Annotated in this window: 23 protein-coding genes, 1 tRNA gene and 1 other RNA gene; 8 read left to right on the top strand and 17 right to left on the bottom strand. The window is 33.7% G+C overall.

The genetic code is table 11. The features are described 5' to 3' along the window. Window positions 1–82 precede the first annotated feature (82 nt). The gene (rqcH, locus tag ACJMLD_RS04330) at window positions 83–2,089 is read left to right on the top strand and encodes a ribosome rescue protein RqcH (protein ID WP_405268321.1); all 2,007 of its coding nucleotides are present in this window, start codon (window positions 83–85) and stop codon (window positions 2,087–2,089) included. Here the strand turns inward: rqcH and ACJMLD_RS04335 are convergent. Together ACJMLD_RS04335 and ACJMLD_RS04340 are read right to left on the bottom strand one after the other, a co-directional pair. Then, a complete protein-coding gene (locus tag ACJMLD_RS04335) occupies window positions 2,086–2,805 on the bottom strand; it encodes a metal-dependent hydrolase (RefSeq protein ID WP_405268323.1) in 720 nt (239 codons plus the stop codon). The two genes, rqcH and ACJMLD_RS04335, sit on opposite strands and share 4 nt — an antisense overlap. Beyond that, on the bottom strand, window positions 2,805–3,968 hold the full coding sequence (locus ACJMLD_RS04340) for a hypothetical protein (RefSeq protein ID WP_405268325.1): 1,164 nt from the start codon (window positions 3,966–3,968) through the stop codon (window positions 2,805–2,807). The genes ACJMLD_RS04335 and ACJMLD_RS04340 overlap by 1 nt, the downstream gene beginning before the upstream one ends. Window positions 3,969–4,152: 184 nt before the next feature. Between ACJMLD_RS04340 and ACJMLD_RS04345 the strand changes: the two genes are divergently transcribed. Next, a complete protein-coding gene (locus ACJMLD_RS04345) occupies window positions 4,153–4,359 on the top strand; it encodes a class III signal peptide-containing protein (protein WP_405268327.1) in 207 nt (68 codons plus the stop codon). Continuing rightward, window positions 4,352–4,534, top strand: coding sequence for a class III signal peptide-containing protein (locus ACJMLD_RS04350; protein ID WP_405268361.1), 183 nt, complete (start codon window positions 4,352–4,354; stop codon window positions 4,532–4,534). Before ACJMLD_RS04345 ends, ACJMLD_RS04350 begins: the two co-directional genes overlap by 8 nt. Window positions 4,535–4,611: 77 nt before the next feature. Here ACJMLD_RS04350 and ACJMLD_RS04355 read toward each other — a convergent pair whose 3' ends face one another. Then, the gene (locus ACJMLD_RS04355; protein WP_405268329.1) at window positions 4,612–5,073 is read right to left on the bottom strand and encodes a phosphopantetheine adenylyltransferase; all 462 of its coding nucleotides are present in this window, start codon (window positions 5,071–5,073) and stop codon (window positions 4,612–4,614) included. A gap of 125 nt (window positions 5,074–5,198) precedes the next feature. After that, entirely contained in the window at window positions 5,199–8,087 is a 2,889-nt protein-coding gene (locus ACJMLD_RS04360; RefSeq protein ID WP_405268331.1) for a transglutaminase domain-containing protein, read from the bottom strand. A 508-nt stretch (window positions 8,088–8,595) separates the two neighbouring features. Between ACJMLD_RS04360 and ACJMLD_RS04365 the strand changes: the two genes are divergently transcribed. From ACJMLD_RS04365 to ACJMLD_RS04375, 3 genes are all read left to right on the top strand, one after another. After that, window positions 8,596–10,149, top strand: a complete 1,554-nt coding sequence (locus ACJMLD_RS04365) for a radical SAM protein (RefSeq protein WP_405268333.1) — start codon at window positions 8,596–8,598, stop codon at window positions 10,147–10,149. Between the two features lie 100 nt (window positions 10,150–10,249). Next, window positions 10,250–11,368 carry a pyridoxal phosphate-dependent aminotransferase gene (locus ACJMLD_RS04370; RefSeq protein ID WP_405268335.1) on the top strand — a complete coding sequence of 373 codons (1,119 nt, stop codon included), beginning with the start codon at window positions 10,250–10,252 and terminating at the stop codon, window positions 11,366–11,368. Further along, window positions 11,361–12,266 carry a cation diffusion facilitator family transporter gene (locus ACJMLD_RS04375; protein WP_405268337.1) on the top strand — a complete coding sequence of 302 codons (906 nt, stop codon included), beginning with the start codon at window positions 11,361–11,363 and terminating at the stop codon, window positions 12,264–12,266. Before ACJMLD_RS04370 ends, ACJMLD_RS04375 begins: the two co-directional genes overlap by 8 nt. A gap of 9 nt (window positions 12,267–12,275) precedes the next feature. Here ACJMLD_RS04375 and ACJMLD_RS04380 read toward each other — a convergent pair. The 9 genes from ACJMLD_RS04380 to hdrC all read right to left on the bottom strand — a co-directional run bounded on the left by ACJMLD_RS04380 (window position 12,276) and on the right by hdrC (window position 17,887). Further along, a tRNA-Ser gene (locus ACJMLD_RS04380) sits at window positions 12,276–12,359 on the bottom strand. 62 nt (window positions 12,360–12,421) lie between these two features. Next, window positions 12,422–12,737, bottom strand: an RNA gene (gene ffs / locus ACJMLD_RS04385) — signal recognition particle sRNA. 175 nt (window positions 12,738–12,912) lie between these two features. Beyond that, window positions 12,913–13,272, bottom strand: a complete 360-nt coding sequence (locus tag ACJMLD_RS04390) for a CBS domain-containing protein (RefSeq protein WP_405268362.1) — start codon at window positions 13,270–13,272, stop codon at window positions 12,913–12,915. Window positions 13,273–13,279: 7 nt separating this feature from the next. Continuing rightward, a complete protein-coding gene (locus ACJMLD_RS04395; protein ID WP_405268339.1) occupies window positions 13,280–14,191 on the bottom strand; it encodes a 2-phosphoglycerate kinase in 912 nt (303 codons plus the stop codon). 116 nt (window positions 14,192–14,307) lie between these two features. Beyond that, window positions 14,308–14,997, bottom strand: a complete 690-nt coding sequence (locus ACJMLD_RS04400; protein ID WP_405268341.1) for a metallophosphoesterase — start codon at window positions 14,995–14,997, stop codon at window positions 14,308–14,310. A 9-nt stretch (window positions 14,998–15,006) separates the two neighbouring features. Then, window positions 15,007–15,534, bottom strand: a complete 528-nt coding sequence (locus tag ACJMLD_RS04405; protein ID WP_405268343.1) for a DUF2096 domain-containing protein — start codon at window positions 15,532–15,534, stop codon at window positions 15,007–15,009. Further along, window positions 15,531–15,797, bottom strand: a complete 267-nt coding sequence (locus tag ACJMLD_RS04410; protein WP_405268344.1) for a DUF749 domain-containing protein — start codon at window positions 15,795–15,797, stop codon at window positions 15,531–15,533. Before ACJMLD_RS04410 ends, ACJMLD_RS04405 begins: the two co-directional genes overlap by 4 nt. Before the next feature lie 197 nt (window positions 15,798–15,994). Beyond that, a complete protein-coding gene (hdrB, locus tag ACJMLD_RS04415) occupies window positions 15,995–16,882 on the bottom strand; it encodes a CoB--CoM heterodisulfide reductase subunit B (RefSeq protein ID WP_405268346.1) in 888 nt (295 codons plus the stop codon). Between the two features lie 21 nt (window positions 16,883–16,903). Then, the gene (gene hdrC, locus ACJMLD_RS04420) at window positions 16,904–17,887 is read right to left on the bottom strand and encodes a CoB--CoM heterodisulfide reductase subunit C (protein ID WP_405268348.1); all 984 of its coding nucleotides are present in this window, start codon (window positions 17,885–17,887) and stop codon (window positions 16,904–16,906) included. Window positions 17,888–18,071: 184 nt separating this feature from the next. Between hdrC and ACJMLD_RS04425 the strand changes: the two genes are divergently transcribed. After that, window positions 18,072–18,815, top strand: a complete 744-nt coding sequence (locus ACJMLD_RS04425) for an archaeosine tRNA-ribosyltransferase (RefSeq protein ID WP_405268350.1) — start codon at window positions 18,072–18,074, stop codon at window positions 18,813–18,815. On the opposite strand, the gene ACJMLD_RS04430 is transcribed toward ACJMLD_RS04425, so the two are convergent. The 4 genes from ACJMLD_RS04430 to ACJMLD_RS04445 form a co-directional block, all read right to left on the bottom strand. Beyond that, window positions 18,807–19,229 (bottom strand): hypothetical protein, encoded by a 423-nt coding sequence (locus tag ACJMLD_RS04430; RefSeq protein ID WP_405268351.1) that lies wholly within the window; start codon window positions 19,227–19,229, stop codon window positions 18,807–18,809. The genes ACJMLD_RS04425 and ACJMLD_RS04430 overlap by 9 nt on opposite strands. 3 nt (window positions 19,230–19,232) lie before the next feature. Beyond that, complete coding sequence (locus ACJMLD_RS04435) at window positions 19,233–20,153, bottom strand: hypothetical protein (protein WP_405268353.1); 921 nt, start codon at window positions 20,151–20,153, stop codon at window positions 19,233–19,235. Window positions 20,154–20,240: 87 nt separating this feature from the next. Then, window positions 20,241–20,396 carry a hypothetical protein gene (locus tag ACJMLD_RS04440; protein ID WP_405268355.1) on the bottom strand — a complete coding sequence of 52 codons (156 nt, stop codon included), beginning with the start codon at window positions 20,394–20,396 and terminating at the stop codon, window positions 20,241–20,243. A 95-nt stretch (window positions 20,397–20,491) separates the two neighbouring features. Then, entirely contained in the window at window positions 20,492–20,956 is a 465-nt protein-coding gene (locus tag ACJMLD_RS04445) for a hypothetical protein (RefSeq protein ID WP_405268357.1), read from the bottom strand. Window positions 20,957–21,052: 96 nt separating this feature from the next. On the opposite strand from ACJMLD_RS04445, the gene ACJMLD_RS04450 reads away from it, so the two are divergent. After that, on the top strand, window positions 21,053–21,876 hold an 824-nt coding region (locus tag ACJMLD_RS04450; RefSeq protein ID WP_405268359.1), incomplete at its 3' end, for a 3-hydroxyacyl-CoA dehydrogenase.

Below are 21,876 nucleotides of genomic sequence, written 5' to 3' on the forward strand. Positions count from 1 at the left end.
TAACCTCCATGAAATTAAATAGATTAATATAATTTTAGTGAGTTATAATATATTAAGGTATTGATAAAAAAAGGTGGTAAATATGAAATCCATGTCCAATGTAGACATTTATACAATAAGTGATGAACTGAACAATTTATTAAAAGGCGCCAGAGTTGACAAATCCTTTCAGCCTACAAAGGATATTGTAGTAATGAGATTTCATGTTCCGGGAACAGGTAGAGTTGATTTAGTGATGCAATGCGGCTTCAGGATACATACAAGCCAATATCCCCTTGAAAATCCTACTACACCACCGACATTTCCTATGCTTTTAAGAAAAAGAGTTAAGGGAGCTCACGTTGAAAGCATAAAACAACACAATTTTGACCGCGTAGTTGAAATCAGGGTCAAAAAAGATCAATACTATACAATCATCGTTGAACTATTTGACAAAGGAAACATAATTCTTCTAGATGATGAAAATAACATCATTTTGCCTCTTAAAAGAAAACAATTAAGTTCCAGAGACATAAGCTCCAAAAGGGAATATGCATTTCCTGAAGAGCGAGGAATAAATCCAATTACCGTGACTGAAGGGGAACTGAAAGAAGTATTTGAGAATGCAGACAGCGACGTTGTGAGAACCCTTGCAATGAACGGGCTTGGAAGCCTATATGCTGAAGAGATAATTGAAAGAGCCAATGAAAAGGTGGAAGTGGACAAGAATACACCTACAAATGAATTAAGTGATGAACAGATTTCTGAAATATACAAGGCCCTTAAAGAATTATTTGATAACCTAAAAAACGGAGAAATTAAACCTCAAATTGTAAAAAAAGACTCAAAAGAGGATGTCATTCCTTTAGACCTTGTCAAATATCAGGAATTCGAAAAGACATATTTCACCAATTTTAATGAGGCCTGTGATGAATTCTATTCAAAAAAAGTAAACACGACCATTAAAGATGTCAAAGAAGCGGCCTGGAATAAAAAAGTAAACAAGTTTGAAAAAAGATTAAAGCTACAACAAGAAACCCTTGATAATTTTGCAAGAACAATTGAAGATAGCCAACATAAGGGCGAGGTTATCTATTCTAATTACCCGACAATAGAAAACATCATAAATGTTGTAAACTCAGCAAGAGGTAAAGACTACTCTTATAGCGAAATTGGAAAAATCCTAAAAAAAGCTAAAAAAGAAGGGATGGCTGAAGCGCAGATCTATGAATCAATCGATAAGATGGGAGTTTTAACATTAGACATTGACGATACAAAATTAGTTATTGACCCTAAACTGACCATTCCCGAAAATGCCGAGACATACTACGAAAAGGCCAAGAAGGCTAAAAGAAAAACAAAAGGAGCATTGATTGCTATTGAAAATACCAAAAAGCAGCTAGAGGATATCAAATCTAAAAAGGAAATCGCTATGGAACATGTCTCCGTACCTAGAAAAAGAGTTAAAAAGAATCTTAAATGGTATGAGAAATTGAGATGGTTTATCAGTTCAGATGACGTGCTGGTTGTTGGCGGAAGAGACGCAAACAGCAATGAGGATATTGTTAAGAAATATCTGGACCCTAATGATATTTATCTACACGCTGACATACATGGTGCAAGTTCAACTGCAATAAAACTAAACGGCACCGAATTAAATGACAATCTCCTTAAAGAATCCGGGGAGTTTGCAGCATCATTTTCATCTGCTTGGTCAATGGGCTTCACAACCCAAGACGTATTTTGGGTCCATCCGGACCAAGTCTCAAAAACACCTGAAGCGGGAGAATTTTTAGCAAAAGGGTCATTTGTCATAAGAGGACATCGCAATTACATACGTGGCGCAAGAGTAAAACTTGCAGTAGGAATTGTAGATTACGAAGGAAAAAGAATTATGGCAGGCCCAATAGAAGCAGTGGAAGCGCATTGCGATAATTATGTTGTTTTAAAACCTGGTTTTACAAAAAAAGAAGCTATAGCTAAAAAAATATTGCACAAAATCAATGAAGATGACCTGTTAACACTCGATGATATCATAAGAGTGCTGCCTTCCGGAAAATGCGACATTGATGAAGACTATCATCAGAGAAAAAAATATGAAAAATATTAATCCTGATAATCTTCAGGATTAAATTCAAAATATTCATCAGGATTCATAACCACTACATCAATATTAGGGTTGAACTGACTTACAAAATTAGCAAAAATTACAGGATCCTGTTCTATAGGAGGGAAAGTATTGTAATGCATTGGAATAACTACTTTTGGATTCATCCACATTGTACCTAAAGCAGCTTCAAAAGGACCCATGGTAAATTTATCACCAATAGGAACCATTACAACATCTGGTTTATATATTGAACCAATAATATCTTTCATGTCACCAAACAACCCTGTATCGCCACAGTGGTATATTTTAGTTCCATCTTCAAATGTTATTAAAAAGCTTGCGGCAGTTCCTCCAGGGACCGTTTCCTCAACCATATCAATATCAGAAGAATGTTTAGCCTCAAGCATAGTGAATTTAATGTTTCTAAATATAAATGATCCTCCAAGATTAACACTAATGTTCCTAATTCCTTGTTTAGCTAAAAAGAGTGAAATCTCGTGAATACATGCAATAGGAGCATTAGTACTGTTTGATATTTCTAAAGCATCCCCAAAATGATCAGAATGCCCATGAGTTATTAGAATTATATCCGGATTTAAATCTTCAACAGGTACTTGGCAAGCAGGATTGTTGCTAATAAATGGATCAATTAATATCCTAACATTATCATCACTGATAATCTCAAATGCTGAATGACCTAACCATCTAATTTCCATTAAGCGGTTCCCCCAACGGAGCCAAGAATTTTTTCATCTAAAGTGGAAGCAAGATTCCAAGTTTTTTCGAAATCTGCCCTGATATTTGAAATGGAATTCCTATCTTCATATACTGCACCATATTCCACTTCATTTTGACCTTCAGATATAATCATGGCGTGAGAATCATCAGTTATCAAATTGACTGTGTGGACTTTAGGAACTGTCTTAATATGAACTCCTTGTTTTAAAAGAGAAGAAATCAAAAACATGTAGGACATGTCTGAAACATCAAATTCATCGATGATTACTCTAGAGTATATTGAAGGAACATGAGATAAAAATCTGTCTGACAAATCATTTAAAGAAGGAATTTCCAGCATGATTTCTTTACTAACATGATTTGCTAACTGATCAAAAGCTTCCTGTGAAGTTATTAGTCCACCTTCACATATCACATAACTGTTAAGAGATTTTGGAACAGGCAATCTTTCAGGATGATTGATATCTATTTCGATATCCCTTTCAGGCACTTCAGGAGCGATTAGCTCAGGAGTACTGACAGTTTCTTCAACAACAATTGGCTCCTCCATTAATGCACGTTGAATCTCATTAGATTTATCGTTTTCAACTACAAATGGAGGAATTTCATCATCCAAGTAATCACTTTGGCGTTTTCTAGGAACTCTAGTAACTTTTAATGGTTTTCCATAATTAGGTGTGAAAACCAATTTCTTATCAAGATCCAAATCCCTTTCTTCTATAGGCATTACATTTAAAACAGCTTTAGGATTATCTTCAAGAGATTCCTCAAAATATTCATTTGTTGTAGCTTCCGGATATTCCTCAATGATTAATTCATCATAATCCAAATCATCATAGTCATTATAATCATTGCGAATTTTTAAAGGTCCACTACTATTATTACTGGATTTCTTTTCAAGTCCATTGAATGATGGAGAATTAAATTCTTTAGATTCTAAAAATTCTTTAATCATGTTTGTTGTTCTATCTGCATTAGAATCAACAAAATAACTAATAATCATTATCACTCCAACGATTGAAATGATTAAACCAACTACTAATAAAATATCTAGTAAGTTATATACACTTGTCTCATATGCTATGAGAATACCAATTACAAATAAAATAAAACCTGAAACTAATTTTATTGTATTTCCCACGATTTCACCCTTATCATTTATTAATCACTCTATTTTTAACTATTATATTATATTTAACTCACCATTTATAAACCTAATGGAAAAAAACACGAAAATTAAATGAAAAACTAAAAAAAGTATTACTTTTATAGAAAATAGTAATATTAATATAGTAAAAAATTAAATTAAATAATGGTGAAAAAATATGAAATCCATGAAGAAATTTATCAATGAAAATTCAGGACAAGGGGCCGCAGAGTACATCTTGCTCTTCGGTGGAGTATTGGTTATCGCTTTATTAGCTTTAACAATATATAGGTCATATATGGAAACAAGCGACGTCAGTCTAAAAGCAAAAGATGACATAATAGATGTCAGGAACACAATACTCGACAACAGAACCCATGTTTAGAAAAAGACTAGATAACAACGGACAGGGAAGTGCTGAATTAATTCTGATTGTTGGAGGATTGATTGTAGTGGTGCTTCTCGTAGGAAGTTATATTTCAAATATAACCAATAAAACACAAAGCAATATCAAAACTTTGCTAAAAACAGAAAGAAATTTTTTAATAAACAAAATATGAAAATAGGGAGCGAATCTCTATTTTCCCATTAAGAGTTTTTATAATAATGAATTCGAATGACAACACTTGTTAACCGACTATTTTTTAATGACATCTCCATTTTGATTAATCTCGCCACGCCTGATGCGTGTTGAAGATATAGGGGTGCCGTCATATGCAAGCACATAACTTACAACTACAATGTCAAGAGGTTTCATACCTTTAGAAACTCTAATCTCATTAATTTCAACTGCAGTTGGCTCGGTTTCTTCACTAACAACGATGGCATCAAAATCATCATCATAAATAGTGGTTCCATAAGCATCATTCAATGGAATAACAACAAAATTAGATTTATCTGAAAAAAAAGACTTGAGATTATTCATTCGTTCCTCACAAGAATCAATATCTCCCTTTAAACCGCCAAATTCATCAGAAGTCACGCCGATTTCAATTACATTACCAATTTCAAAAGCGGTTGATAACAATTTTTTATGTCCATCATGGAACTTATCAAAAGTGCCTCCAACAGCCACTTTGTCATATTTCTTAAAATTCATAATATTGTCCCAATAATTTGCTAATACAATATTTATTAAAACTATTATAAATTGTTAGCTATTAAAAAAAAGGGAATCAAAAAAAATAATATTAATATTAAAAAAAAAAAAATAAAAATAGTTAATTAGAAGGAAATACTTGAGTAATATCCGTCAAACTTATAAGACTTTGTATTCCAATTAACTACTTTTCCTAACGAGTTTCTGGAACTTGTCGCATCACTTACAGTCCAAGTATCGCCAATCAATACTTGAGACCATACATGGCCATATGTTCCTCCGCTTGAGAAAGTACATGTTCCGTGAGCATATCTGGATGCAAGCCCCGCGGTCCTATACATGGCCACAAGCAAATGTGAATGATCAACACAATTACCGGATTTGGCATTCAATGTGCCAACAGCACCATGTTTTGTGTTATAATAGAAACTATAGGAGACAGTGTCCCGTACATAGTTAAATATTGCAGTTGCTTTTGCCTTATCTGTTTTTAAACCTTTAGTTAATTTAGTGACTAAGGCTTTTATTTTTGTATTGTTCACTTGACAATTAGTGGATGCTGCCAAATATGCAGTCAAGTCCTCAATATTATTTTTGGTATTTAGTGAAGTTGAAGAACTAGTGCTACTAATTGATTTGATTTTTACATATGACGGCATCCTATGATTATCCCCATAGAATGCAATGACACGTGAAAACGCATATACAGAACTTTTATAACCAATAGTTCCGATAGAAGAACTTACAGAATTAGGCATTTTGCCTTTTGAATCTGCAGTCTTGATAATGCTTTTTGCAACAGCAAGATAATTTTTTAAGTTACCTGCACTATAAGTTGATGAAGGATTACTTGGATTCTTAATGTTTTTAACAGTAATGCTTGCTGTACTGCCAGATTTTAGATTTTTTATAGCTTTAGAAGCAAAATACATATACTGAGCAGTTGAATAAGTAATATCACCAATTTTAACAGTTGAAGGTAATTTATGGTTCTTTTCTATGTACTTTTTCACATTAACAGATGATGCTATAATCTGTTTAATAGTAACCTTATTAACTACACATACTTTAGATGAACCGGAATAGGACCCTTGAGAATATTTAACTTTATGGGTTCCATTAGACAGCACACCTAACTTGATTTTAGCAACACCTTTTGAATTTGTAGTTCCTGTGTATTTTTTACCGTCTACAGTAAATGAAACTTTAACGTTTTTAATCGGTTTGTTCTTATAATTCAATAATTTTACTGAATAAGATACACTTTTTCCTGGTGCGACATAGACATCATTACCGACGAATTTTGTTCCTTTAATAGAAACATGCTTGGATACAGCACTAGCTTTATAATAATCACTTGAAATTGCAGTTTTAATAGAATAATACCCAATATCAAGACCAATTTTTTGTTTAGCTACACCTTTTGAATCTGTTTTGTGAGTATAGGTTTTCCCATTTATTGTAAATTTCACATCAACATTTTTAAGAAGTTTTCCGGATTTGTCTTTTAGAGTTACCTTATAAACAGAACCGTCGTTATAATTCATGACTAAATTCCCTGCGGATAATTTTGCAGTTTGTTTAGAAATGACAATCTTATTTGATCCACTACAATAACTATAGGAATTCTTAGTTGAATACTGATATTTAACAGTGTATGTGCCAGGTTTTAAATTACCGACACTCAAGTATGCTATACCTTTTGAATTAGTCTTTGAGGTATAATTTTTTCCATTTAATGTGAATTTCACGTTTTTATTTTTTAAAGCCTTTTTGTTATTCTTTAGTTTAACGGCAAATTTGGACCCGTCCTTATACTGCATCTTCAATTTTGAAGATGTGAGCTTGAAAGTTGGAGTCTTCACATATAGTTTTCCTGATTCTGAAGAACCGGAGTAGAAATCATCACCGGTATAGCTGTAACTAATTGAATAAGTGCCCTTAGAAAGAGCAGGGATAGTTATGGTAGCTACCCCATTCGAATCAGTTTTAGTAGACACTTGTTTATTGTTATATTTAAATACTATTTTCTTATCTTCAATCAAAACATTGTGTTTTGATTTTAAAGTTACAGAAAAAGAGTATTTCTTATTTGGAACAATATATGTGCTAGTTGAACCGTGTTTAAGAGTAGTACTGTCTTTCTTAGAAATGTAATTATTAGACAGGGATTCCTTAGAATAAGGATTTGTTGTGGTAATTACATATTTTCCAGGGGCCAGATTAACAGGTAATGTTGCAACCCCATTTTCATCAGTAGTCTTTGTATAAGTTACACCATTGACTTTAAATGAAACTTTTGTTTTTGCTAATGCATTATAATTTTTCCAAAATGTTACTGAATACTCGGAAACTGGTCCATAGTATTTAGTAATATCACTCCCACTAACGGATGATAAAACCTTAACTTTCTTTGAAATGGAAGAAGCTGAATATTTTGAACTACCAGCATACCTTACTACAGCACTATAAGATCCCACTGCAAAAGCAGCGGTTTTAATTGAAGCGATTCCGTTCTTATTGCTTATGGCTGAGTAAGTTTTTCCTTTGATTATCAATGAAATTTTCTGATTGCCAATAGCTTTACCGTCTTTATCTTTCAAAGTCACTTTGAAATAGGTAGCTGACTTACCATAGTGAGTGTCATCTACAGTCAGCTTTGAAGATTTCTTGGCAGAGCTGGCAGATAGCTTATCATCAATTGAAACGGACAAAACATCCCCATCGTCAGATGCATCAGGAGTCTCATCAGTTGTCACGTCATCGTTGGAAGTTTGAACTTCTCCGTAATCATCCTCATAAGAGCTTTCTGAAGCATCCTTATCAAGACAATTATTCAAATCATCATCATGAGAATTAACTATATTAGTCTCTGAGATAGAATCCTCGCTAGAAATTTCTAATTTATTTTCTACAGATAATGGATCTGCATTATCAGTTGCTAAATTTGAATCTTCTGTACTTGAAACGTTATTTAAATCTGCTGCGCTAACAGCCCCTACTAAAAGGAACATCATCAACACAATAGATATAAACAAAGTTTTATTTTTTATCGAAATTTTTCCACCTCTTGGTTCTCATTACGAAAATTTTATACTAAAATATGATTATACTAAATATATAGTAATTCATAATGAGTGGATAAAGATATATGATTTTATCTTATATAAATGTTTTTAAAACTTTAAAATCTGAAAAACTCATTTAAATCAATTAAATTAGTTAAAATAGATAGAAACCATATATTAATTTAAAATAAAAGAACAATTATGTTGAAATAAGCTTAGATAAGATTAAATATCTTAAATTCAACTTAAAATTTTAACGATGCCATGAAAAATAAAATTTTTAAAACATGTGCTTTTATAATAAAATTCAGTTGAAATTTGTATTTTATAGAGAAATCTAATTAACTATTGTCTCAATTAGAAAAAATGAATCAATACGAAGTTATAAAATTAAAAATAACTAATTTAAGTTAAAAAAAGAAAATCTGTCAAAAATCATGAAATAGTTGATTATATGCTATATGAAAAAAATATCTTCAAAAAAAATATCAAAAATATTGATATACATTTTGGACTGGCCTATCCTAATGTTTACAGGACTGCAATGTCATCATTAGGATATAATATACTGTATAATCAAGTAAATGAACGTGAGGATACCTGGTGTGAGAGAATAATTTTTCCAAGCACCAATTCGATTGAATCAAATACTCCTCTCAAATATTTTGACATAATAAGCTTTTCCATTCAGTTTGAAGAAGACTATTTTAATGTATTAGAAATGCTGAAACGTGCTGAAATACCATTGAAAAGAACTGACAGAAAAAAAGACGATCCTTTAATTATAGCTGGCGGCCCATGTGTAACTGCAAACCCCATGCCATTATCCGACTATATTGACATTTTCATAATTGGCGAAGGTGAAAATATAATAACCCGCTTTTTAGATGAATATTGTGAATCAAAAGACAGAAGCTTAAAAAGATTTTTAGATTTGCCTGGGATTTACATTCCTGAATTCAATAACAAAACAAAAATCAACATTATTGATGACATGAATGATGCATACCACATTACCGAACCAGTCATAAGCAAAAGTGATGATGAAGATTACCAAACCATCTTCAACAATTCAATAATGCTGAATGTTTCAAGAGGATGTACAAGAGGATGCAGATTCTGCATGTCAAGTTATCTTTACAGACCCATGAGGCAGACAGACTACAGGAAGCTGATTGACATTGCCATAAAAAATCGTGAAAATACAGGACTTAACAAAATTACATTGATCGGTGCTGCAGTATCAGATTATAGTGATTTGGAAAAATTGATAACCGGTCTTGAAAGTGAAGGTTTTCAAATTTCTACACCATCACTAAGAATCGAATCAATAACCCAAGAAACTCTAGAATCACTCAAACGAAGTGGCCTTAAGACAATCACATTAGCACCTGAATCCATCGGAAGACTGCGAAAGGTAATCAATAAGGACATACTAGAAAAAAATATTTTTACAGTAATAGAAAATGCAATCGATCTGGATTTCAAAATAAAGTTATACTTCCTAATTGGAATACCTGGAGAAACTATGGAAGACATAGAAGAATTATGCAGATACATGAAAAAAATAGCCAATATGCATTATAGCATTAAGAATGTAAAGTTCAGTGTCAATCCCGTTATTCCAAAACCCCACACTCCATTACAATGGGAGCCATATGATTTTAAAGACATTAAAAGAAAAACCAGATATATTCAAAAAGAAATGCGAAAATATAACATTAAGTGCGAAAGTCCTAAAAAAGGACTAGTCCAATATATATTGTCTTGTGGAAATAGGGGCATTGGTGCAATTATTGAAAAATCTTTAACAAAACAGCCTACATTAAAGGAATGGAAAGAACTAACCCCAAAATATGATATTGATGATGAATTGCCTTGGAGCAATATTGATGTCGGTGTAGATGAAAGATTTTTGAAAATAGAAAATGAACGATTGAGAAATTTAAAGCAAACCCCATGGTGTGAAACAAGCCCATGCTATAATTGCGGAGCATGTGAAAAATAATTTCTAGAAAAAAGTCAATTTATTAGAATAATAAAAATTATTAAAATAATAATAATTATATATTAAAAAGAACTAAAAAAATAATAAGAGGAGAGACTATATGATAAATCCTGCAAACAGAACAAAATCAATTGAACTATCATTAATCAGAAAAATGTTTGAAGTAACAAATCCCGATGCAATTAACTTGGGGATTGGCGAACCGGATTTTAATGTTCCAGAGAATATTAAAACTGCAATGAAAAAATCAATTGATGAAAATGATACACATTACACATCCAATAAAGGAAATATAGAATTAAGGGAAGAAATTGTTAAGAAATTTAAAAATGACAATGGGATAAATACCAATCCCGAAAACATTATCGTTACAGTAGGTGCCAGCGAAGCATTATTCATGTGCGCTCAAGCATTTATTGAAAAAGGAGATGAAGTCTTACTTCCAGATCCGGGCTTTCTTTCTTATGAAGCATGTGTAAAAATAGCTGAAGGGACAATTGTTCCTGTCGACTGTACAATGGAAAACGAATTTAAACTAAAAGCTGATGATGTTCAGGAAAAAATAACTGATAAAACAAAAGCAATCGTCTTAAATTCACCATCAAATCCAACAGGTGCAGTTATGGAAAAAGAAGATGTCAAAGCAATAGCAGATTTGTCTATGGATAATGATTTCTTAATCATTTCTGATGAAATTTATGAAAAAATAATTTATGACAAGAAACATTACTCCCCTGCAAAATACAGCGACAATGTAATTACCTTAAATGGATTTTCAAAAACTTATGCAATGACCGGGCTTAGAATAGGTTATCTAACCGCCAATGAGTTTTATACTGAACAATTGCTTAAGATACATCAGTATAACATAGCTTGTGCAAACACCACCGCCCAAAAAGGAGCATATGAAGCGTTGACCGGACCGCAGGATGAAGTCCATAAAATGGTTAGCGAATTCCAAAGAAGACGTGACTTGATTGTAAGGCGTTTAAATGAAATGGGATATGAAACAGTTAATGCGGAAGGTGCATTTTATGTATTCCCTAAAATAGAAGATAAAGACTTTGTAATGAAAGCTGCAAAAGCAGGAGTCATAACCGTTCCTGGAGTTGCATTTGGATTGAATGGTGAAAACCATGTGCGCATGTCATATGCAAACTCCTATGAAAATATTGAAAAAGCAATGGATATTCTAGAAGAGCGTGTAGTTAATGGATGAATTTCGAAATAAGGGTGGGAGAAAAGCAGCAATAGTGGCTATTGTTGCGAATTGCTTTTTAACAACCCTTAATATAATTGTTGGATTAATGTCTGGAAGTTATGCATTAATATCTGAAGGGGCACATACATTATCTGATGTTGCAACTACAATTATTGCATATGCCGGATTTAAAATTGGGCAAAAGCCTGCAGATGAAGAACACCCCATAGGGCATGGCCGTGCAGAAGCAATAAGCGGATTAGTTATCGTATTATTTTTAACCATGGTTGCTTATGAGATAATAACCGGAGCATTTGGTAAAATAATTAATCCCTCACTCATAAGAATTCCGGACACATTAGCGGCAGTAATGGCCGTTTTTGGAATCTTTGTCAATTATGTTATCAGTAATTATATTATAAGAATTGGAGAGGAGATCAATAGTCCCGCCATAGTGGCCGACGGAAAACACCAGAGAACAGACATATTTTCATCAGTGGCTGTTTTAGTTGGAGTTGTTGTATCAAACATGGGATATCCTATTTTAGACCCTATTATAGGTTTGGTAATTGGATTGCTGATTTTAAAAACCGCCTATGAAATTGGTAAAGAAAATATAGATAACATTATGGGAAAAATCCCATCAGAGGATTTGATAAGAAGAATAGAAAAAATTGCGAATAAAACCCCTAAAGTTCATAATGCCCATAATATTAAAGTGAATTATTTAGGTTCCTATGCTACCGTAACATTACACATTCAACTTGATGGAGATATGACCGTTAAGGAATCACACGAAATATCTCATATGGTTCAGGAAAACATTGTAAATAAGATACCTATAATAAAATCAGCAACCGTACATGCATGTCCAATTGGATTGGAATATAACCATGACCAAGAAATAGATGAATAATATTAAAAACGCCGGGACGGGGATTTGAACCCCGGAGGTCGTGAGACCATCGGATTAGCAGTCCGACGCCGTACCAGGCTGGGCCATCCCGACAGTTAAAAAACAAGTATAATAAAATATCTGTTAAAACTTATTTATAAACTTAATTATTATCTTAAATGGCGTGTTCAAAAGTGGACTAATCTCAAAAATATAAGTGATCTAAAAAACCCAACTCCGCCCCGGGATTCTACAAGCATTGAATGTTAATAGTAAAGCTGCTCCCTTCCGGGCCTGACCCATTCCCATATCAAAGATGACTAATTTTTACCCTCCAGTAAAAATCTCATCACCACCAATCCTGTAGGACGAGGTTTCTATGCTGTTTTTCTTAGGCTTACATTCTCTCAAAAAGCCGCCTTTTGAACTTCGACCGCACCAAAGGGGGTGTGTGCTTACAGAGGACCCCTAACCCTCCAGTCTAGCCACTAATAATATATGACTTTAATTGTATATAAATGTTCGTGAAAATTCATTACTGGAAAATAAAATTATTACTGTAAAAAAAATAAAAACAAAAAAACAATATTTTCTAGAAAAAAATTATATTACCGTATTTTGTTAAAAAAGAGTAAAATTAAAAAAAATAGAGGGATAATCAATTAAATTAAAAAATTTCTTGAATAATATCTCCATCAGAAATAATACCAACTAATTTCCCATCTTCAACAACAGGAAGCTGATTTAATATTCCAGAAGATGCACTATCTTTCATAATATTGATTGCAGTTTCAATGCTGTCCTCAGGAGAAACTGTAACAACAGGTTTAATCATTATTTCCTTAACAGTTGTTCCCAGTTCATATTTATCCAATATTAAATTGTGACCTACATCAGTTGCAGTTATAATTCCAACTAATTTTTCATCTTCGACAACTGGAAGAGAACTAATTTTATTTTTCATTAATTTCTCAAAAGCGCATACCACATCTACATCACATGTAGTGGTTACTACATCAGTTGTCATTATTTCTTTAACTTTCTTGCTCAACACTTTCTACACCTCCAAATCTTTCAAGTATATCACTTATCATGATATCTATTGTTTCGTTAATATCCACATTGTTAATTATGCGAGCATCATGAATTTTTGCTTGTTCCACTAAAAAATTTTGTGTTTTTCTGATTGTTTCAAAATTTTCCATATATCTTTCCAAAGACCTCTTAACCCAAGGTTGCCTGCACCTTGAATAAAATCTTTGCTTATGCGATTCCTCATCATCTACCGTTAAAGCAAATACTATAATGTTATTATCATCCATCAAATCTTTCCTAATAAAACCAGGAACAATATGAACTCCTTCAATGATTGTGCTGATTCCTTCTTTAACGGATCTCTCAATAATTGCTTCAATACCTACATTTACAACATCAACATGACTAATGAATCCTTCAATAACATAATCTATACCGCTAGCTGGTGTTCTGATACTTTCATGAGCATCAAAGCTAGATTTATGGATAACAGGACTTAAGTCTTGTGATACGATTTTACGCATTACTTCACGAATCATGTCAGTGCTGATTATATTTTTTAATCTTAAACGACTGGCCAGTTCAAATGCCATTGACGAAGTGCCAACTCCGGATGCACCTCCAATCAGAACAATTAATGGTTTTTCGGACTTTCTTAAAGATCTCCAATTTTCATATTTCTTTGCAATCTTTGGGTTTACTCCCTTTAGATGGTTTAAAACAACATCTGCTAAATCATGATTAGAGATTTCATCCACATTACTTTTAATTAGTTCACATTCAATATCATTAGCCAAATCATATGCTCTTTCAGCTCCAATATCGGCAATATTAAGTGAACGAGATAGAATTCCTTTAGAAAAGGGTTCCTTGTATTTTTTGCCATCGACATTGCTAGTAACCCAAATCATAATATCACTCTCGTTGAACTAATCTTTCAAATTAATGTTAAATAAAATTTTTTATTTGATTTTTATAAAAAAAAGATTAAACTAAAGAAAAAAAGAAAAAGATAGATGATAAATAGTTATTCATCTAAAGCAATGATACTAATATCATAATTAGAACCATCTTTAATGTCTATCAAGACAGCCCCATTATCTTTAAGCATTCCCGGATTTGCAACATCTGTTGTTGTTCCAATTTTACTAAGTGATTTTGCTTCATGAATATGTCCGCAAAGACTTATTTCCGGTTCGAATTCATGAATGGATTTTAGGATACCTGAACTGCCAACATGCTCACCGTTTTCAACTCTATCCGCATCAGTATTGAAAGGCGGAGCATGAGTAACCAATATCCTTACTGCTGGAACTTCAGAATTGTAAACATAATCATAATTAGCTAATAAATCATAGACTTCTCTATAAATTTTATCATCATCCATTTCACCTGGAGTGTCAAATGGAGTTGGATTAGACCCTCCAAAACCGAATAATATTGCATCGCCATAAGCAACAATGTTATTGTGCAGACAAAATGCCACATCATTAATGGCGTTGCATATTCCTGTAGGGTCACAGTTTCCCGGAATAGCGATTACATCTACGCCGCAATCGGCTATCTTATTAATAAATGTGCCGACAAAATCTAAAGGTCCAAAGTTAGTAATATCACCTAAAATCAAAACTAAATCTATGTCATTATTATTCAAATAGGTATATAAGTTTTCATTTTCTTCGCCATGTGCATCACTAATAGCCAATATTTTAGTCATAAAATCACCCTAATCTTCTAAAAAGAAAGATCCCATTTCTTTTAAACCTATCTGGAGATCTTCTTTATCACCGTGTAATTGAACAGTCACATCATCATCAAACTCTATGATGAGCCCATTCCATTCTGCAATTTCTTGAACTCTTTCTTCAGCTAAAGGAACTCTTAAATTAATCCTACCTGTAGTCAATCCTGGGGGAGTATTTACAAGAAATCTTGATTTTGATTTAGGAAATTCGAATAGCTCTTTTCCTTGCATGACCTGTTTTAACAAATCAAGCCAATAATCAACATATTCTTCACCCTCATCTTCAGCTATAGTTAGAAGAGTACCTTGAATATTATTTAAAGACATTTCTGCATTAGCTAAACCATTAATCAATTCTGGATGGGTTGGATCTCTGTGATAAGAACTGATAGTTGATCTGATAATTCCCATCTCAGGGTTAATTCCCTTAGGGATTTCATGTCCCCTTTTACTCAAATCCTTAATGAGCCTATGGAGAACTAACCAAGTCTGTTCAGAGGGTAAGCTCATAAATGTCCACCTATAATTTTTAAAGTAGTATGATTGATTTTTGCATCAGCATCTTTTAATTCTTGTTCGATTTCATCAGTGGATGAATATGCATCTAAGAACAAGACATGATGAGTAGAAGTACCTGCTATGTTTAAAATAGCCATTTCATCTGTAGGTTTGAGTTCTCTTTTATCAATAGTCGCTTTGAATTGAACATAAGGTTCATATTCTTCTGGAAGGTCGGCATATTTGAATATACCATCTAATGTTGCTACAAACATAATTACACCTCTTAATTTATATAACACTTAACTTTATTTAATTAATCATATATAAACATGCTTGCAAATCATTCGTAAGATTACAAACAAAAATAATTTGTAATAAAAAAAAGTTATCAATGAATGATAACTAAATCCAAACTGTGTTTTCAATGCCTAAAAAAATAAAAAAATAAAGGATTGAAAATCCTTAAAATCTATTCACCTAATGCTTTTTTGATTGCAGGAGTTGCATCAATTTTTTGAGCATCGAAGGTTAATTCTTCAGCTGATAATCCCATAGCTAATCCGTATAATTGAGCTAAGTGGAATACAGGAAGTGCAAAGTCAGTTCCGTATCTTTCGTTGACTTCAGTTTGACCTTGGTCAAATTGCATGTGGCAGAAAGGACATACGTTAACGATTGCATCTACGCCAGCTTCGGTCATGTGGTCGAGTTTTTCTTTAGTGAAACTGGTAGTTACATCTAAATCTCTAGCTCTTAAACCTCCACCAGCACCACAGCACATCATTTTGTCTTTGTAGTCAACGGATTTTGCACCGGTGATTTCTACAAGGTCATCTAAGATAGATGGGTTTTCAGCTTGATCTTCAATACCAATAGTTTTGGTTGGTTTTAAGAAGTGGCAACCATAGTGAACAGCAACGTTTAAGTCTAAAGGTTTTTCGATGAGGGAAGCTAATTTTTCGTATCCTACATCGTCTCTTAAGATTTGAGCGAAGTGTTTTACGTCAATGGTACCTTTGTATTCTCTTCCGATTTCAGCTAAGTTAGCGTTGATTTTAGCTTTTTTGTCTTCATCTTCTTTTAAAATGTGGTTACATTCGAATAAGGAACCGAAACATCCGTTACATTCAGTCATGATGTCAGCGCCCATGTCTTCTGCTAGAGTTAAGTTACGAGCTGCAATAGTAGCCCAGGTCTCTTCATCAAAAGATCCGAATACACCAGGAGCAGGACAACAAGATGCTCCTTCCATGTCTTTTAATTCAATATCTAATGCTTCAAATAATTTTCTGGTAGCTTTTTCAACACCAGGATAACGGTTGTTCATAATACAACCTAAGAAGTATGCGATTTCCATATTATAACTCTCCTCATAAATCTATTCTTTTAATCCGCCGGTTGCTTCATCATAACCAATTAATTCATCAAAACCGGTAATTTTACATAATTTTTGCACTTCTTCTAAAGCTTCAGGATAGGTGTGAGTTGTAGGTGGTAACTCAGGAAGACCAATTTTTGTTCTTAAAGCTTTTGCAGCATCGTTAATAGGTACAGCGTGACCGGTATTCATTACAAATACACCAGTCATTTTGTGTGGTTTTGCCATGTATCCAGCGTGAGCTGCGATGTTACGTGCTTTTTTGATGATTTCTACAATTTTAACACTTCTGAGACATCTTTCTTGGCAGGTGTAACAGGTAGTACACATCCATAAAGCGTCGTCAGTGATAACTTCTTCTTTTAAACCTAATAAACATTTTCTGACGATTTGTCTTACTTTGTATGGAGTTCTTCTTCCAGATGGGCAACTACCACTACAGGTACCACATTGGAAACAGTGTTTTACGGTTTCGATTCCAGCGTCAATGAACTCAGCGGTGAAATCTGGATCACGATTACTATCATTTAATAATTCTTTATCAGTCAATAAAGTCATATTATCTCTCTCTTTATCATTATTGTTTGAATCTTCTTCAACTTCCTCAACAACATCTTCAGTTGTCTCGTCTTCATCTTCAGCGACTTCAACTTCTTCAGAAACTTCTTCTTCAACAGTTTCAGCTTCTTCAACGACTTCTTCTTCAGCAGCTTCAGCAACTTCAACTTCCTGAGAAACTTCTTCTTCAGCAGCTTCAGCCTCTTCCACAATTTCTTCAGATGAATCTTCTACAGTTTCGATGTCTTCTTTGGAAGTTAAATCTTTTTCACTATCTGCTTCTTCAGAAACGATAGCTTCCTCTACATTTTGTGAAGATATAACTTCGACATCATCGGATGTGTTTAGTACATCATTATTGATGTCTGCTTCTTCTTTCTCATTATCTCCTTTAAACAAGGATTTAAGACGATTTATTATAGACATTGAAAACACACCTCAGATTTTCATAGGATTATTACCTCAAATCTATACTAATATTCTTTAAAAGAACATATATAAAGGTTACTAAAATTTTTAGTTGTGTAATCAAAAAGGTTCCACTTAATGAAAAATTTTTATTAACCTAAACAACAAAAATTAACATAACTACTAAATAGGATAGACATAAATGATAAAAAAATTCGAAATCAAATCTCATGACGGACCTGGAAGAATCGGGAAACTTGACGGCGAACTAACACCTAGAGTATTTCTCAAAGATGAACTGAAAATAGCTCCAAGTGAAGGATCAGCACATAATATCGATCGTGAAATTGCAGAATTCAATGTGAAGGAAACATTGAGACTTGCAGAGGAAAATGCTGATGAATGTGATGTTGCTGTGATTCAAGGTTCAAAATATATTGATTTAAGGGTTGAATGCCTAAAAAAATTAGAAGAGATTGGATACAATGGATTTATAATCGCCAATGGCGACGCGCTATTAACTAATTTTAGAGAGCTTGTTGAAGTTATCGTGACCCTCAAGAAAGAAGCTAAAAAATCAAGCTACTTCATATTCCCATTTGCCGAACTTTCATTCATGCCTATTTTGACATATATGGGGATTGACGGATTTTTAGCTGATGCAGCCAACTATTATAGTTATCTGAATGTATTGCAAACTCCGACAAAAGCATATGACTTAAATACCTATCCCATTTATGAAAGCATCACACAGGAAGAGCTCGAAAAAAAGAATCTTGAAAATATGGAATTCGTAATCAGGGAAATCCATGCACACATGAAAAACAGGTCTTTGAGAAATCTTGTTGAGGAACGCTCAACCACAACTCCCCAAAACATATCAACCTTAAAAATACTTAATCGGGACTATATGGATTACCTGTTGGAGTACACACAGCTATTTTAAGATTTCAAGTGATGAAAGAATATTTTTGAACTCCTCTTCGGCTTCTCCTGAAATGTCAAGGGTTCTAAGTTCAAAAATATAGATATTTCCTTTTTCTATGAAAACATATGTATGGATGTCAAAATTAATTTCTGGAGTGTCCATATTTGCATGAAGCTTAATGGCATCCATATCAGCAATTCGTGTGAAATCTGAAGCCAAAATGACTCCACCATCATCTGAAATGGCATCCTCCATAAATATTTTATAGTCATCCAGATTGGTGGCGGTTGGAAACATGACCGCATTAATCAGATTATCCTGACCTTTGGACAATGTAGCAATGCAATCCGGATTTGACAATATGTCCGCCTTTTCAGCCTCCCATTCATCTGGATATTCAAAGGCAACATGTCCTGTGTTGAATGTTTTCATGAACTATTCCTCTTTAGGGGTTACTTCGATTGTTTCAGGCTCTTCTTCCTCATCTTCCAGGGTATCGATATATTTGGAGAATGGCTCCGGAAGTTTTGGCATTACCTCCTTTAGAATTTCTGCTGCATCAAGCTCCAAAGCCTGGCCTGCAAGCAGCTGTTCAACATCGAAGTCGAATTCAAATGGCTTAAGCAAATCATCGACGGGTACTTTTAAATTAATTTTTCTTTTGTTCAATACCATCTTAAGAGTGCTGGTGTTTCTGATTTGCTCGTTCATGTCTTCAACAGTGGTCTTTATCTCATATGCTATGGCTTTGTTCTTTTCATTTACTTCCTGCTTGGATTTTTCAATGGACTTTTCCAAACCTGCAGCGAGCTCCGCATTCCTTTTGTTGATGTTGTCCCTTGCCTCATCAATAACAACATTAATGGCATTTAAAATGGATTTGTTCAGCTCGACATTATAAGCCAAAATCATCTTGTTTTTATAGTCAAGTTCTTTAAAAATAGCTACTCGTTCATCGTCGATTCTAGTAATCTTTTTGTTCAGCTCATGAATTTCATCCTTGGCCTTGATAAGCTCTTCCTTATCGGTAATCTGTTCCTTTAAGGAATCCACATCATCGAAAAAAGAAGCCTTAAGAGTCTGAATTTGGTCCTTTAATGTAGCAATTTCTGCATCCTTTGCTTCGATAGTATGATAAAATTCATCAAGCTTTGCATCTGAAAACTGATTATCGAGTAATTTCTCATATTCCTCTTGCGCCAATACTTTAACCAGGTCATTGTCTTCAAAAGAGTCCTCTTTTTTGAGACTGACCTGTTTTTGTTGAGATTCCTTTTCAACGGTATTACCGTCCTTATCCTTACTAGTGTACTTTTTAGTATAAACTCTAACAGTTCTAAATTCATCACTTTCCATTCTAAACACCCACTCTATAATAATAAATAGATTTGCTTAATTTAAATAGTTAATGATGAAAAAAAGAAAAAAGAGAAAAAAATAATTTTATTCGTTCTCCTTTTCCATCCACAACAACATTGCCTCTTCAATTGCTTTTGAATACCAGCCTGTCTTAAAGAGCATCTTGTTGGAGGCTATTTTTCGAAAATTCAAGTCAATGTCATTATTGATGCTAATTGTTACGCGTCTGTTTCGAGTCATACAAATAGATTGTGTAAACTAGTTAATAAACGTTTTAGTGTCTTTTGATGGCATTTTAATATGTAAAAATGAATATTGTGCCTTTTGAAAAAAAATCACATCAACGGAAGATTTTTAGATTTGACCTTCTCTTTCAACTGGTCAAGATCACCGGATATGATGGAAACCTTTTCGCCGTCAACATGTGTGGTATAAACCCATGAGTCTTCAAATGCCAAAATGTCATATGCATTTTTAATTTCTTCAACCTGTGAGATAATATCATCATGGCTTTGAGGCTCGAATCCATTAATCTTACTTATTGAGAGATAGAAATCCCTAAATTCCGGGTCCCCCTCCAGACCTTGAATAAACCAGTTCATGGCCATGTTTTTATCTACACCGACACTTGATGCCGCTTTAAAAATAGATTTATGAGTTTTATATGCATCCAAAACCAGCAATAATTCCTTTTTAAATTTTCTAAATGAATACATGCCATACTTCAATTGTTCATGCCTCAACATTGATTTTAAGGAATTCAATCTTTTTTCTAAATTATAAAATGCATTTTCACTCATCACATAATATATTATACTTTAAAACTTAATAAGCTTAGCATTATATATCAAGAAATACATATATTAGTATACAAGTAAACTAATGAGGTTTTTAAAATGAATATCAAAAAAGTCGTAGTTGCAGGCGGAGGAGTCTTAGGCAGCCAAATTGCGTATCAATCTGCATTCTGTGGATTTGATGTAACTGTCTGGCTAAGAAGCGAAGGTTCAATCGAAAGAGCGAAACCTAAATTTGAAAGACTGTTAAACATCTATTTAGGCACACTTGAACAAATGAAAACTGATAAATCTGCATATTGCAGGGGATTCAGCAAAAAAACCGACCTAAGCGATGAAGAAATAGATGCCCTAAAAGAACAAGCCCAAAAAGCATTCGATAGCCTGACCTTAACTACAAGTTATGAAGAAGCGGCAGACAATGCTGACCTTGTAATTGAAGCAATTGCTGAGGACCCTAATCAAAAAATCGCATTCTATGATGAATTGGCGAAATATCTTCCGGAAAAGACAATTGTTGTGACAAACTCATCCACTCTGCTTCCGAGCCAGTTTGCAGAACACACAGGAAGACCTGAGAAGTATCTTGCATTCCACTTTGCAAATAACATATGGGCCCAGAACACTGCTGAAGTCATGCCACATTCCGGAACTGAACAGGAATACTTTGACGCGATTGTCCAATTTGCAGAAGACATCAACATGGTTCCAATCAAAGTATTGAAAGAACAACCTGGATATGTGCTCAACTCATTGCTTGTTCCATTCCTATCTGCAGGACAGGCATTATGGGCTGAAGGAGTTGCAGATCCCGAAACAATTGACCTGACTTGGAGACTCGCTACCGGAGCTCCAAACGGACCGTTCCAGATTTTGGATGTTGTAGGGCTTGTGACCGCATACAATATCGTCATTATGGACCC

It is taken from the genome of Methanobrevibacter sp., assembly GCF_045112895.1.
Lineage (GTDB): Archaea > Methanobacteriota > Methanobacteria > Methanobacteriales > Methanobacteriaceae > Methanocatella.